Origin of the sequence: Nocardia terpenica (genome assembly GCF_013186535.1) — a bacterium.
Lineage (GTDB): Bacteria > Actinomycetota > Actinomycetes > Mycobacteriales > Mycobacteriaceae > Nocardia > Nocardia terpenica.
This window is the reverse complement of sequence record NZ_JABMCZ010000003.1, coordinates 1,146,729-1,159,546: the sequence shown is the minus strand read 5'-3', so window position 1 is coordinate 1,159,546 and position 12,818 is coordinate 1,146,729. Positions and strand designations below refer to the sequence as shown.

The following is a 12,818-nucleotide window of genomic DNA, read 5'->3' as shown; positions in this document are numbered from 1 at the left end:
CATGCCTCCGACCGTCCCCGGCATGCTTTTGGCCGGGGTCCCTACAGATTCGCCGCCCCGCGCCCCGGGTCCCGCACGTCGATCCCCGCCTCCGCCCACGCCTCGCGCAGGGCGCTCGCGCCGCGCACCCGCACCCACGCCGCCTCGGTCGCGGTGAGGGGCACGACGGTCAGGAAGCGCACGGGCTCCGCGGGTTCGGGCAGCGGCACCGGCGCGAGCTCGCTCGGGCCGAGCAGCGCGGCGGTGAAGGGGGCGTTGCGCCACAGCGGTTCTCCCAGATCCAGCAGCGCATCGTCCTGCAGCACAACGCCTTCCACCGCGGGCGCGGCGACCAGCACACCGAGGCCGCGGGTCAGCCCGGCGGGCGCGCCGCCGCCGCGCAGCGTGAGCACCAGCTCCGCGCGCGGGCCGCGCACCGGATCGGCCAGGGCCGCGGTCGGATCGGTCATCGGATGCCGCGCGCCGCCGAGCGTCACGTAGTGCACGACATCGCCGTCGGGAATGCGCAGGATCTCGATCGGCTCCAGGCCCAGGAACGTCACCGACGCCGAATCGGCGGCGGACACACCGAAGTGTCCGAGCACCGCGGCTCGGACGTCGTCGAGCACCGGCATGCGACTAGATGGCCAAACGCGCGAGCATGTCGCGCGCCTGCTCGGCGGTCTTCGGATCGCACAGCACGTCGTAGCGCCCGGCCACCAGCTGCATGGTGGAGGCGAAGTCGCGCTGGCCGCGGGTGGCCGCGTACGGGATCGAGGTGGAGATGACCCCGAAGATGACGCCGCCCACCAGGCCGATGACCAGCGGACCGAGCGCCCCGCCGGTGGTGAACAGGCCCAGCAGCAGACCGAAGAACAGGCCCAGCCACGCGCCCGACACCATGCCGCCGCCGATGACCTTGCCCCAGGTGAGCCGGTACAGCACCCGCTCGACCTGCATCAGATCGACACCGACGATGGTCACGTCGCTGACCGGGAACTGGTTGTCGGCCAGGTAGTCGACCGATCGCTGCGCCTCGGCGTAGGTCGGGTACGACCCGACCGGCCAACCCGACGGCGGCGTCGGCAGGCTCGGCCGATTGCGATTCGCGTTCCCCAACGGATTGGTCATAGTGTCCATCATGCTAGGTCAGCGGGCCTGATGCCCGCCGTCGCCCGGATCATTCCGGCGGCCCGGCCCTTCGCCGCGATCACCTGAGCCATCTTCGCGCTGGCCTCATCGATCATCTCCTCCCCCAGCATGACCGCGCCGCGCGCGCCGCCCGCGGCCGAGGTGTGGAAGGCGTAGGCGTCGAGGATCTCCTCGGCGCGGTCGTAGTCGGCCTGGCGCGGGCTGAAGATCTCGTTGGCGGCCTCGATCTGGGTCGGGTGCAGCACCCACTTGCCGTCGAAACCCAGTGCGGCCGTGCGGGCGGCGGCCCGGCGGAAGCCGTCGAGATCGCGAATCTGCAGGTAGGGGCCGTCGATCGCCTGCAGGCCGTGGGCGCGGGCGGTGAGCAGGATGGTCATCAGGATGTGGTGGTAGGCGTCGCCGACGTCGTAGCCCTCCGGCTGCTCGCCCACCACCAGGGTGCGCATGTTGATGCTGGCCATGAAGTCGGCGGGCCCGAAGACCAGGGTCTGCACCCGCGGGCTGGCGGTGGCGATCTCGTCGATATTGCGCAGCCCCAGGGCGTTCTCGATCTGTGGCTCGATGCCGATCCGGCCGACCTCGAAACCGTGTGCCTTCTCCAGCTGGGTCAGCAGCAGATCCAGCGCGCGCACCTGCCCGGCGTCGAGCACCTTCGGCAGCAGGATCGCGTCGAGTTCCGATCCGGCCCCCTCGACAACGGTGATCACGTCGGCGTAGGTCCACTCGGTGGTCCAGTCGTTGACCCGCACCACCCGGAGCTGCTCGCGCCAGCCCGATCCGTTCAGCGCCGCCACGATATTCGCGCGCGCCGCGGCCTTGGCGGCGGGGGCGACGGCGTCCTCGAGATCGAGGAACACCTCGTCGGCGGGCAGGGACTTGGCCTTGTCCAGCATCCGCGGATTACTGCCGGGGACGGCCAGCACCGATCGGCGCGTCGACGGGCGGCACGAGGGCATGGGCGGCTCCTGAAGTCGTGAAATGGGCGCTGTACCACCTAGCCTTGCAGGATGGCTGCGACGAGGGTGTTCGCCGCCAGGCTGGCCGGCCTGGTGGTTCTGGGTCCGGACGGCGAGTCTATCGGCCGCATCCGGGACGTGGTGATCTCCATCCGCTACGACCGTCAGCAGCCGCGCGCGCTCGGACTCATCGTCGAACTGCCCACGCGCAAGCGCATTTTCGTGCCCATGCTGCGGGTGACCACGATCCAGCCGGGCTCGGTGAGCCTCAATACCGGCACCGTCAGCCTGCGCCGCTTCGAGCAGCGCCCCGGCGAGATGCTCGGGCTGGCACAGATTCTCGACTCCAAGGTCCGGGTGGAGGATCCGGAGCTGCCGGACCTGTCCGGGGTGGACGTGTTCGTGGTCGATCTGGGCATGGAGCAGACCCGCACCCGCGACTGGGTGGTGTCGCGGGTGGCGGTGCGCGGGCATCGCCGGCTGGGCCGCCGCCGCACCGTGCACGTGGTGGCGTGGTCGCACGTGCGCGGGCTGACCCAGCAGGAACTCGACCTGCCGGGCCAGGACGTGTCCACGCTGCTGCGGCAATTCGAGGGTCTGCGCCCGGCCGACGTCGCGCACCTGCTGCGGGAGCTGCCGGAGAAGCGCCGCATCGAACTGGCACAGGCCCTCGACGACGAACGCCTCGCCGACGTGGTGCAGGAGCTGCCCGAGCACGATCAGATCATGGTGGTGCAGCGCCTCGGCGTGGACCGCGCCGCCGACGTGCTGGAGGCGATGGACCCCGACGACGCCGCCGACCTGCTCGGCGAGCTGCCCACCGGCGACGCGGAAGCGCTGCTGGCGCTGATGGATCCGGAGGAGTCCGAGCCGGTGCGCCGCCTGCTCGAGTACTCCCCCTACACCGCGGGCGGCATGATGACGCCCGAACCGATCATCCTCACCCCCGCGGCCACGGTCGCCGAGGCGCTGGCCCGGGTGCGCGATCCCGACCTCACCCCGGCGCTGTCGTCGATGGTGTTCGTGGTCCGCCCGCCCACCGCCACCCCGACCGGCCGCTACCTGGGCTGCGCCCACACCCAGCAGTTGCTGCGCGAACCGCCCGCCACCCTGGTGGGCGGCCTGGTCGACAACGATCTGCCGCGGCTGCGCGTGGACGCCCCGCTGGCCGCGGTCGCCCGCTATTTCGCCACCTACAACCTGGTGTGCGGCCCGGTGGTCGACGAACAGAACCATCTGCTCGGCGCGGTCAGCGTCGACGACGTCCTCGACCACCTGCTGCCGGAGGACTGGCGCGAGCAGGACGAGGAAGCCCATGTCCTGCAGTCCACCGCGCATGCCGGTGGGCGATCGACCACCGCCGAAGGAGATCGGCCTTGACCGAGCGCGCCGACAAGCCTCCCGCACGACTACGACTGGAAACCCCGGTCGAGACCCGGTTCCGATTCGATTTCGACGCCGAGGCGATGGCGCGCACCAGCGAGCGGATCGCGCGCTTCCTGGGCACCGGGCGCTACCTGGTCATCCAGACCGTCATCGTGGTGCTGTGGATCCTGCTCAATGTCTTCGTCATCGGCCTGCGCTGGGACCCGTACCCGTTCATCCTGCTCAATCTGGCCTTCTCCACCCAGGCCGCCTACGCCGCGCCGCTGATCCTGCTGGCGCAGAACCGGCAGGACAATCGCGACCGGGTGTCGCTGGAGGAGGACCGCTCGCGCGCCGCGCAGACCAAGGCCGACACCGAGTTCCTGGCCCGGGAGCTGGCGGCGCTGCGGCTGGCGGTCGGCGAGGTCGCCACGCGCGACTATCTCCGGCGCGAACTCGAGGACATCAAAGACGCGCTGGTGCGCCTGGAGCACAATGCACCGCCGGAGGGCGAAGAATCTGTGCCGACGCCCAAAATCAAGAAGGGCAGCGACCGAAAGAGGGCCAGAGTTCCCATTCCGCCACAAATAGATAGCAACTGACCGCAAATATTGATTACAACAAGCTGACTGCTGGGTAACCTGGATCACGTTGTTCGCGATCGGCCGGCAACGTCCGACCGCCCACACGACTACGAGGGGATGTGCGCCGATGCGAATATCTGGACCGGTAACCGTATCGGCGCTGGTGGTGGCGGGTTTGATGGCCTCGGGATCGGCGGCGCACGTGACCGCGCGCCCCAGCGCACCCACGACCCACGACACCCAGCTGGCGGCCGCGACCGCCCCGTCGGACCAGCGAGATTCGGACATCGATCAGAGCGCGGGCCTCGTTCCGGCCGCTCCCGAGCCGCCCCGCAAACTTCGCGCGATGGCCACTCCGGCCGACGGCGTCCCGCTCTTCGGCGGCACGGTTCCGCTGCACGACATCTCGCTGCCCGGCGGCGGGGCGCTGGGCATTCCCGAGATCGTGCTGGCCGCGTACCGCAATGCCGAACTGGCCCTGCAGTCCTCCGAGCCCGGCTGCGGGCTGACCTGGCATCTGCTGGCGGGCATCGGCAAGGTCGAGTCCAATCACGCCAACAACGGCCGCACCGACGCCAACGGCACCACCGTCGGCGTCATCTACGGCCCGTCGCTGGACGGCACCCTGCCCGGCAACGAGGTGATCAAGACCGTGGACGGCAGCTACGTGCGGGCCATCGGGCCCATGCAGTTCCTGCCGGGCACCTGGGCGCACTACGCCTCCGACGGCAAGGGCGACGGGCATCCGGACCCGAACAACGTCTTCGACGCGGCACTGGCCGCGGGCAAGTACCTGTGCTCGGGCGGGCTGGATCTGCGCGATCCGCAGCAGGAACTGCGGGCCGTGCTGCGCTACAACAACTCCCTCGCCTACGCGGCCCAGGTGCTGAGCTGGTCCAACGCCTACAAGACCGGCGGCGTGCCGACCCCGGTGCAGATCTCCCCCGACCTGATCCCGCCCGGCTCGCAGCCGATGGGCGCGGGCATGGGCGCCGGATCGGACATGCTGGCGGCCAATTCGTCGGTGCCGACCTCCACCTCGCAGCCGCCCGCGCCGACGACCACCACGACCCAGCCGCCCGCGCCGACGCAGGTCATGATCAACATCCCGGGCCTGCCGCCCATCCCGTGCGGCATCTTCTGCCCGCCGCCCCCGCCTCCGAAACCCTGTGACCCGGCGGCGGTTCCGGCCCCGATGCCCAACCCGGCCGAGCCGGGGCGGCCGGTGGAGGCGCAGCGGTGGTCGCCGAACAACCCGGATGCCGCGGCCGCGAAGCCGGGCGATCCGGCGAACGCCCAGGGCCCCGAGGCGGCCGCGAAGCCCGCGGATCCGAATGCGCAACAGCCGGATCCGAACGCGCAGCCGCCGAAACCGGGCGTCTGCGGGCAGCCGCAGGCGCAGGCGGGACAGCCCGGCCAGCCGGGTCAGCCCGGCCAACCCGGCCAGGCGGGTCAACCCGGACAGCCCGGCCAACCGGGTCAGCCGGACGCACCGCAGCAACCCCCGCTCGCCGCCCCGCCCGCGGGAGCCCCGGCACCCGATCAGCAACAGCCGCAGAGCCCGGCCAAGACCCCCGAGCCCGGCCCGATGGGCGCGGCCGATCCCAACCCTCCGGCGGCGCCCGCCGCCCCGCCCGCACCGGCCATCACGCTGCCCTTCGGCATCGTGATTCCGCTGCCCGCGCCGCCGCGGTAGGGCAAACGAGAAATTCGGTCACGAAGTAGTAACGAAAAGATCTCGAATGCGGTAACCTTCAACCGTTGTGTCGCGAAGGCTCACAGCGAGCATGGGAGGGTCACCACACCGTGGGACGTCACCGCAAACAGCCGGCCACTACGGTTCGGCGCGGATCAGTTATCGCCTTGACCGGTCTCGTCCCCGCGGGGCTCGTGGCCGTCACCGCCGCCTCGGCCTCGGAGGTCGACACGGCCGAACACGCCGCGATCTCGCCGGATCTCGCCAGCGAGCAGCACGCCGCGCCCGCCCAGGCGGTCGCCGCGCCCGCCCCGGAGGAAATGCTGCGCGCGGCAAAGCATCCCGGGCCCCCGATCGTGAAAAGCGTTGCGCAGCCCGCGGGCCGGGAGATCGCCGACGTCGCGCCCGGGCCGCTGGGCATGCCGGGCGTCGCGTACGAGGCCTACCAGAACGCCGAACGCGTGCTGGCGCAGGAGATGCCGACCTGCCACATGCCGTGGTCGGTACTCGCGGGCATCGGCCAGGTCGAATCGCACCACGCCTACGGCAAGCTGGACGCCAAGGGCAACCCGATCGACCCCATCTACGGGCCGGTGCTCGACGGCAGCCTCTACGGCAACAACGTGGTCCGCGAGACCGACGGCGGCGAGCTGGACGGCGGCATGCAGACCTACGCCCGCGCGGTCGGCCCCATGCAGTTCCTCCCCGAGACGTATCGCAAGTACGCGGGCGACGGCAAGGGCGACGGCATCTCCGACCCGCAGAACATCTTCGACGCGGCCCTCACCGCGGGAAAATACCTGTGCGACGGCGGCCTGGACATGAACGATCTGTCCCAGCAATCCCGGGCCATCATGCGCTACAACAACTCGATGGCCTACGTCGCCAACGTGATGGCGTGGGAGGTGGCCTACCGCACCGGCGTGGCGCCGCACTCGAGCCAGCTGCCGCGGATCTGACGCCGGGGCCCGGTCGCTAGACTCGGCCCCATGCCAGTGGTTGCGGAATCGGATGTGCGGGGCGCGCTCGCGAAGGTGAACGATCCGGAGATCCGTAAACCGATCACCGAATTGGGCATGGTCAAGAGCGTCGCGATCGCCGACGACAGCAGCGTGCACGTCGAGGTCTACCTGACCACCGCCGCCTGCCCGCTGCGCAGCACGCTCATCGACCTGGTCCGCAAGGCGGTCGCCGATGTGCCGGGCGCGGGCGCGGTCACCGTCGAGCTCGACGTGATTAGCGACGAGCAGCGCACCGAACTGCGCAAGAAGCTGCGCGGCGATTCGGCCGAGCCGGTCATCCCGTTCGCCCAGCCCGGCTCGCTGACCCGCGTGTACGCGGTGGCGTCGGGCAAGGGCGGCGTCGGAAAGTCCAGTGTCACCGTGAATCTCGCGGCGGCGATGGCCGCGCGCGGCCTGTCGGTCGGCGTGCTCGACGCCGATATCTACGGGCATTCGGTGCCGCGCATGCTGGGCACCGATCAGCGGCCCACCCAGGTCGAGCGGATGATCATGCCGCCGGTCGCGCACGAGGTGAAGGTCATCTCGATCGCCATGTTCACCCAGGGCAATACGCCCGTGGTGTGGCGCGGGCCGATGCTGCACCGCGCGCTGCAGCAGTTCCTGGCCGACGTGTTCTGGGGCGATCTGGACATCCTGCTGCTGGACCTGCCGCCGGGCACCGGCGATGTCGCGATCTCCATCGCCCAGCTCGTCCCCAACGCCGAGATCCTGGTCGTCACCACCCCGCAGCCCGCGGCCGCCGAGGTCGCCGAGCGCGCGGGGGCCATCGCGCTACAGACCCGGCAGCGCATCGCGGGCGTGGTGGAGAACATGTCCTGGCTCGACCTCCCCGACGGCACCCGCATGGACCTCTACGGCTCCGGCGGCGGCCAGGCCGTCGCCGATCGCCTCACCCGCGCGGTGGGCGCGAATGTCCCCCTCCTGGGCCAGATCCCGATCACCCAGGGCCTGCGCGAATCGGGCGACGCGGGCACCCCGATCGTGCTGTCCGCCCCGGACGACCCGGCGGCGGCGGCCCTGCGCGACATCTCCGAGAAGCTCGCCGTCCGGCGGCGCGGGTTGGCGGGAATGTCGCTGGGCATCGATACGACCCGGCACCTCTGAGGCGCGGCTAGAGGATGTGCCAGGTCGCGGCGATGCCCGTACGCAGTCCCGCGATGCGGCGCACCACCTCTCGGGCCTCGGCGGTTCCGGGGGCGGATTTGAAGGCGTTGGTGGTGATCATGCGGAGCTCGCGCAGATCGCGGAGCCAGGGGTAGCCGGACCAGTCGCGAATGTCGATTCCGTAGTCGCGGCAGAACTTGTCGTATTCGACCGGGGGATGGACGAAGCGGCGGCAGTGCACCTCGAGGGTGACCAGATCCCATTCGGGGTGGCCGAGGGAGACGCTCTCCCAGTCGCACAGCACGCCGCGGCCGGAGGCGGGGTCCCACAGGGTGTTGCGGTGGTGGGCGTCGCCGTGAATCAGGCCGGGCCGCAGGGCGAATTCGATATCGGCGGCCCCGGCGGCCAGGCGCAGCCGTTCCTGGTGCAGGAGGCGGCGGTCGAAGGGGGACAGGATGGCGCTGGCGTCGATGGCGCGCGCGATGCGGGCGAAGCTGTCGGCCAGGTGATCGGTCGGCAACCACAGCGGGGGCCGGGTGCGCAGCGTGTGCAGCAGCGCCAGGGGCTCGGCCAGGTCGGCGGCCTCGATGGGGCGCTGCTGGGTGAGGTAGCGCCAGAAGGTGACCGCGCACCCGTCCAGCTCCAGCGGTTGCACGGCCGTGGCCAGCGGCACCGTCGGCACGTCCTGCGCGTGCAGCCAGCGCACCAGCGTGACCACCTCGACCGGCCGCCGCATCCGGCACGGCCGGTCCACCTTCACCACCACCGGCGCGCTCAGCAGCCGGTATACCGCATTGGTGTGGTGGCGCAGCAGTCGCGCCCCGGCCGGGTCGAATCCCGCGGCGCGGCAGGCCCGTTCGAGAATGCGCCGGGTCCGCCGCGGAGTGAAGCCCGCGGCGGCCCTCCGCTCGGCCGCCGCCTCCGACATCGTGATCACCGTGGCTCACCCGCCCCGGCGGCCACCAGCTGCCGCAACTCGTCGACCGCGCGCCGGCCGCGGCTGGGTTCGGGGATGGCGTCGACGACCGCGGCCGCCCGGGTCACGACGATGGTGGTGCGGTGTTCCGACGGCAGCGTGGTGAGCACCCGGGTGGCCCGCTCGCACGCCTCGTCGACCGCGCCGTCGAGCGCGGTGCCGATCGCCGCGTCGAGCTCGATGAGCGCCGGATCGATCACCACGCCCGGACTCTCCCGGTACAGCTGCAGCGCCTGATCCTGCACCCGCCGCGCCTGCACGGTCCGGCCCAGATTGGTGAGGGTGCCGGAAAGGTAGAGCAGCAAACGCTTCTCGCTGAATCGGAACGCCTCGTCGGTGGCGGGCTCGCGCAGTTCGTCGGTGCGCCGCCGGGCCCGCAGCATCGCCAGCTCGGCCCCGTCGGCGTCGCCGAGCCGGGCCAGCGCCCGCGCCTCGGCGGCCGCGGCCAGCGCGGTGGAGTCGTCGACCCGATCGGGCAGCTGCGCCTGGGCCGCGCGCGCCAGGATCACCGCCTGCTCCGGCGTGCCGTAGTAGTACGGCAGCATGGCGTGCTGCGCCCGGACCCGCGAACGCAGCCGGGAGTTGCCGGTGTCGTCGGCGGCCATGCGCGCGGTGCCGTACCAGTAGTTGGCGCGCTCGATCTGACCGAGCTTCATCAGCGCGTCGGCGATCAGCAACCCGAGCACGGCCGTCATCTCCGACAGCCGGGCCTGGATGGCCGCCGGCTGCCGCTCCACCGAAATCGACTGCACCTCGGCCAGATCCGGCAGCACCGTGCCCAGCACCGCGGAGGGCGGGGTGCGGGTGTAGGCGAGCACCCGGCCCGCGGTGCGCTCCTCCATCAGCTCGACCATGCCGGTGCCGACGGTGCAGGCGGCCAGCGTGCGATCGACGAGGGCGCGAGTGTCGTCGAGCCGGGCCAGCAGCGCGGGGTCGTACCCGACGGGGATGGCGGCGGGCTGCGGCGGCGGCGCGGGCAGTCCACCGCGCCGCGCGGGCAACCGCCGCGAGCCGAGCGCCGCCTCCCCCTCGGTCAGAATCTGCTCGAACCGCTCACGCACCTCGGCCCCCACCTGAACCAGCAGGGTATCGAGCAATTCCTGAGTAAGCGGTCGAGGCGTCACCGCACTGAGCCCGGCCCGCCAATTAGCCACGGTCGTCATCTCGACACCCAGATGAGCAGCAAACTCCCGCACCGATTTCCGCATCGCCTCCTGCAAGGCGACGGCCTCGAACCCGGTCCAGGGACGCCCCAACACCATGTGTTAATTCCTTGTTACGGGAGCTCTTGTGCCAACAGTAGGCCAACACCAATGCCAACGGTGCGCGATTTTGCAACGGGGCGGACACGACGACAGTGGAGGGGCACCCACCCGCCAGTTGGAGGTACCCGCTCATGTACGTGCCGACCTCGGACATTCGGGACCGGTGGCTGATCGACAGCCGCGACTGCTCGCACGAACCGTCCGACCTCGACTACGACCGGGCCCGATTCATTCTCGCCGTGCATGCCGGGCACGGTCCGGCCTGTCGCCAGTATCTGGCCGCGGCGGCGTACTGCTTCCGGCGTACCGCCGACAAGTGAGCGAAGGGGCGGCTGTCGGCGGCTCGCCCTATCCTCGTCCCTATGCTCACGATGCTGCTGTACGTGCTGATCGTCGGCTTGGTGGCCGCCCTGCTGTTCTTGGTCGCGAGTGCGGTGTTCGGGCGCGGCGAGGAATTGGGGCCGCTGCCCGAGGGCACGACGGCGACGGTGCTGCCGGCCGAGGGCATCAGCGGCGCCGATGTCCGCGCGCTGCGCTTCCAGCAGGTGGTGCGCGGCTACAAGGCCGGTGAGGTGGACTGGGCGCTGGCCCGGCTGGCCGCCCGCATCGATGAGCTGGAATCGCAACTGTCCCAGGCCCGTACCGACCAGCCGCAACCCGCCGCCACCGCAGCGTTCGGCCCCGCGACCGGATCGTGGACCGTGCCCACCGCCCACCACACCGGCGCGAATTCGACCGTCCCCCGGGTGCAGCCACCGATCCCCCAGGTCCAGCCCCCGCTCGACCGATCCGCCCAGATCTGGGCCTCGGCCCGGATCGGCCACACCGCGCCGCCCGCATCGGGCGACACCCCCGAGCCGCCGACACCGGACGGCAACGCGGAACCGCAGTCCGGCGCGACCCGGCGGGAGGAGCGGTGAGCCCGGCGACGCAGACCCCGGAGGACGACGGGAAGGCGCGGTGCGGCTGGGCGGGGTCCTCGCGGCTGTACCGGGACTATCACGACACCGAGTGGGGGCAGCCGCTGCACGGCGACGACGCCCTGTTCGAGCGGGTATGCCTGGAGGCGTTCCAGTCGGGCCTGTCCTGGATCACCATCCTGCGCAAGCGCCCGGCCTTCCGGGCCGCGTTCGACGGCTTCCTCATCGATAAGGTGGCCGAGTACACCGACGCCGACGTGGACCGGCTGCTGGCCGACCCGGGCATCGTGCGCAACCGGGCCAAGGTGCTCGCCGCCATCGCCAACGCGAAGGTTGCTCGCGATCTGGACCCGGGCCTGGACCGACTGCTCTGGTCGTTCGCCCCCGCGCCGCGCCCGCGCCCGCGCACGCTCGCCGACGTGCCCGCCGTCACACCCGAATCCACTGCTCTCGCAAAGGAACTGAAGCGCCGGGGATTCCGTTTCGTGGGCCCGACGACGGCATATGCCCTGATGCAGGCGACCGGCATGGTCGACGATCATCTGGCCGATTGCTGGGTGCACCCGAAGCGGTGAACACGCGCCGCGGCGGTCGGTTTTGGAACTCAGGTACCCGCCCAGTTCCATGATAAGGAAGAATGGGCGTGGTGTAGCCCTCCGGCGCGGTGTGCCGCCCGCGGGGGCTACCTGTTGGTGACAACACACGAGTTCCAAGAAAGTGCGCAGCAGACCGCGCGGATCTGGAGGGAGCAGAGGATGGCGGCCATGAAGCCCCGCACCGGGGACGGTCCCCTCGAGGCAACCAAGGAAGGGCGTGGAATCGTCATGCGGGTTCCACTCGAGGGTGGCGGGCGTCTGGTCGTCGAGCTCACGCCGGAGGAGGCCGCGGCCCTCGGTAAAGAGCTCACCGAAGTCACCAGCTAGTCGCTCGGACCCTGCCATACCGGTGGACCCGGCGCCACAGTTCACCGCGATCGCGCGGTTGCTGGCCTGCCCCGAATGCGGCGACGCCATCACCGTGCGCGATCGCTCGCTGCGCTGTGCGCGCGGACACAGCTTCGATATCGCCCGCCAGGGCTACGTCAGCCTGCTGACGGGCGCGTCGACCAAGATGACCGGCGACACCCCGGACATGCTGGACGCCCGGGCCGCCTTCCAGGGCGACCGGCACTTCGCCCCCATTGCCGACGCGGTGACCGCCGCCGGCACCACCAATCATCCGGTTCCGGACGCGATCCTGGAGGTCGGCGCCGGTACCGGCTACTACCTGGCAGCCGTCCTCGACGCGGCGCCGAACGCCCACGGCATCGCCCTGGACGTCTCCAAACCCGCCGCCCGGCGCGGCGCCCGCGCCCATCCCCGGGCCGCTTCCGTCCTGGCCGACGCCTGGCGCGGCCTGCCGCTGCGGGATGCGGCGCTCACCCATGTGCTGTCGGTGTTCGCGCCGCGCAACCCGGACGAGGTGGCCCGGGTACTCGCGCCGGAGGGGCGTTTCGTGGTAGTCGTACCCACCTCCCGGCATCTGCGGGAGCTCATCGCCCCGCTGGACATGGTGAGCGTGGACGCGGCCAAGGACGACCGGCTCGCCGAGGCGCTGGGCGGCCGCTTCACCCGGCTCGGGCACACGCTCGTGGAGTATCCGATGGCACTGAGCCACCGCGATATCGCGAACGTGGCCGGAATGGGGCCCTCGGCCCATCACGCCGCCGGGCGGCGCGCGGAACGGATCGCGGCATTACCGGAGACCGTCGAGGTGACGGCCTCGGTCACGGTATCGATATTCGGCAAGGCCGCCTGAAG

The 12,818-nt window shown here is 71.1% G+C and carries 14 protein-coding genes and 1 pseudogene; 10 read left to right on the top strand and 5 right to left on the bottom strand.

Going from position 1 to position 12,818, the window contains the following annotated elements; genetic code table 11:
* Positions 1–41: 41 nt before the first annotated feature.
* Genes HPY32_RS26990 through HPY32_RS26980 form a run of 3 tightly spaced genes read right to left on the bottom strand, consistent with a single transcriptional unit; the run spans position 42 to position 2,087 of the window.
* Positions 42–614: a suppressor of fused domain protein gene (locus HPY32_RS26990; RefSeq protein WP_067576921.1), complete on the bottom strand. Its 573-nt coding sequence runs from the start codon at positions 612–614 to the stop codon at positions 42–44.
* Between the two features lie 4 nt (positions 615–618).
* Positions 619–1,110 (bottom strand): YflT domain-containing protein, encoded by a 492-nt coding sequence (locus HPY32_RS26985; RefSeq protein ID WP_067584042.1) that lies wholly within the window; start codon positions 1,108–1,110, stop codon positions 619–621.
* Between the two features lie 8 nt (positions 1,111–1,118).
* Positions 1,119–2,087, bottom strand: a complete 969-nt coding sequence (locus HPY32_RS26980; protein WP_067576919.1) for an HpcH/HpaI aldolase/citrate lyase family protein — start codon at positions 2,085–2,087, stop codon at positions 1,119–1,121.
* Between the two features lie 51 nt (positions 2,088–2,138).
* Here HPY32_RS26980 and HPY32_RS26975 point away from each other — a divergent pair, with 51 nt between their 5' ends.
* The 5 genes from HPY32_RS26975 (at position 2,139) to HPY32_RS26955 (ending at position 7,858) form a co-directional block, all read left to right on the top strand.
* The gene (locus HPY32_RS26975) at positions 2,139–3,467 is read left to right on the top strand and encodes a magnesium transporter MgtE N-terminal domain-containing protein (protein WP_067576917.1); all 1,329 of its coding nucleotides are present in this window, start codon (positions 2,139–2,141) and stop codon (positions 3,465–3,467) included.
* Positions 3,464–4,054, top strand: coding sequence for a DUF1003 domain-containing protein (locus HPY32_RS26970; RefSeq protein WP_067576915.1), 591 nt, complete (start codon positions 3,464–3,466; stop codon positions 4,052–4,054). The genes HPY32_RS26975 and HPY32_RS26970 overlap by 4 nt, the downstream gene beginning before the upstream one ends.
* 109 nt (positions 4,055–4,163) lie before the next feature.
* Positions 4,164–5,732: a lytic murein transglycosylase gene (locus tag HPY32_RS26965; protein ID WP_082870426.1), complete on the top strand. Its 1,569-nt coding sequence runs from the start codon at positions 4,164–4,166 to the stop codon at positions 5,730–5,732.
* A gap of 110 nt (positions 5,733–5,842) precedes the next feature.
* Positions 5,843–6,691, top strand: a complete 849-nt coding sequence (locus tag HPY32_RS26960; protein WP_067576911.1) for a lytic transglycosylase domain-containing protein — start codon at positions 5,843–5,845, stop codon at positions 6,689–6,691.
* A gap of 30 nt (positions 6,692–6,721) precedes the next feature.
* Positions 6,722–7,858: an Mrp/NBP35 family ATP-binding protein gene (locus HPY32_RS26955; RefSeq protein WP_067576909.1), complete on the top strand. Its 1,137-nt coding sequence runs from the start codon at positions 6,722–6,724 to the stop codon at positions 7,856–7,858.
* 7 nt (positions 7,859–7,865) lie between these two features.
* Here HPY32_RS26955 and HPY32_RS26950 read toward each other — a convergent pair whose 3' ends face one another.
* Together HPY32_RS26950 and HPY32_RS26945 are read right to left on the bottom strand one after the other, a co-directional pair.
* Positions 7,866–8,786 (bottom strand): phosphotransferase, encoded by a 921-nt coding sequence (locus tag HPY32_RS26950; protein ID WP_067584039.1) that lies wholly within the window; start codon positions 8,784–8,786, stop codon positions 7,866–7,868.
* 5 nt (positions 8,787–8,791) lie between these two features.
* Positions 8,792–10,096 (bottom strand): NsdA family TPR-like regulatory protein, encoded by a 1,305-nt coding sequence (locus tag HPY32_RS26945; protein ID WP_156673759.1) that lies wholly within the window; start codon positions 10,094–10,096, stop codon positions 8,792–8,794.
* A 134-nt stretch (positions 10,097–10,230) separates the two neighbouring features.
* On the opposite strand from HPY32_RS26945, the gene HPY32_RS26940 reads away from it, so the two are divergent.
* The 5 genes and pseudogenes from HPY32_RS26940 (at position 10,231) to HPY32_RS26920 (ending at position 12,816) form a co-directional block, all read left to right on the top strand.
* The gene (locus tag HPY32_RS26940) at positions 10,231–10,419 is read left to right on the top strand and encodes a hypothetical protein (protein ID WP_067576906.1); all 189 of its coding nucleotides are present in this window, start codon (positions 10,231–10,233) and stop codon (positions 10,417–10,419) included.
* A gap of 42 nt (positions 10,420–10,461) precedes the next feature.
* A pseudogene (locus HPY32_RS26935) lies at positions 10,462–10,788 on the top strand (DivIVA domain-containing protein); the annotation flags it as partial.
* A 227-nt stretch (positions 10,789–11,015) separates the two neighbouring features.
* A complete protein-coding gene (locus tag HPY32_RS26930) occupies positions 11,016–11,594 on the top strand; it encodes a DNA-3-methyladenine glycosylase I (RefSeq protein WP_067576904.1) in 579 nt (192 codons plus the stop codon).
* 180 nt (positions 11,595–11,774) lie between these two features.
* On the top strand, positions 11,775–11,942 hold the full coding sequence (locus tag HPY32_RS26925; RefSeq protein WP_019929283.1) for a DUF3117 domain-containing protein: 168 nt from the start codon (positions 11,775–11,777) through the stop codon (positions 11,940–11,942).
* 22 nt (positions 11,943–11,964) lie between these two features.
* Positions 11,965–12,816, top strand: a complete 852-nt coding sequence (locus HPY32_RS26920; RefSeq protein ID WP_231951252.1) for a putative RNA methyltransferase — start codon at positions 11,965–11,967, stop codon at positions 12,814–12,816.
* Positions 12,817–12,818: the final 2 nt, after the last annotated feature.

Bases quoted from the DNA above. Each gene is read 5' to 3' on its own strand.
- HPY32_RS26990 (WP_067576921.1), bottom strand. From the start codon at position 614: ATGCCGGTGCTCGACGACGTCCGAGCCGCGGTGCTCGGACACTTCGGT.
- HPY32_RS26985 (WP_067584042.1), bottom strand. From the start codon at position 1,110: ATGACCAATCCGTTGGGGAACGCGAATCGCAATCGGCCGAGCCTGCCG.
- HPY32_RS26980 (WP_067576919.1), bottom strand. From the start codon at position 2,087: ATGCCCTCGTGCCGCCCGTCGACGCGCCGATCGGTGCTGGCCGTCCCC.
- HPY32_RS26975 (WP_067576917.1), top strand. From the start codon at position 2,139: ATGGCTGCGACGAGGGTGTTCGCCGCCAGGCTGGCCGGCCTGGTGGTT.
- HPY32_RS26965 (WP_082870426.1), top strand. From the start codon at position 4,164: ATGCGAATATCTGGACCGGTAACCGTATCGGCGCTGGTGGTGGCGGGT.
- HPY32_RS26955 (WP_067576909.1), top strand. From the start codon at position 6,722: ATGCCAGTGGTTGCGGAATCGGATGTGCGGGGCGCGCTCGCGAAGGTG.
- HPY32_RS26950 (WP_067584039.1), bottom strand. From the start codon at position 8,786: ATGTCGGAGGCGGCGGCCGAGCGGAGGGCCGCCGCGGGCTTCACTCCG.
- HPY32_RS26945 (WP_156673759.1), bottom strand. From the start codon at position 10,096: ATGGTGTTGGGGCGTCCCTGGACCGGGTTCGAGGCCGTCGCCTTGCAG.
- HPY32_RS26940 (WP_067576906.1), top strand. From the start codon at position 10,231: ATGTACGTGCCGACCTCGGACATTCGGGACCGGTGGCTGATCGACAGC.
- HPY32_RS26925 (WP_019929283.1), top strand. From the start codon at position 11,775: ATGGCGGCCATGAAGCCCCGCACCGGGGACGGTCCCCTCGAGGCAACC.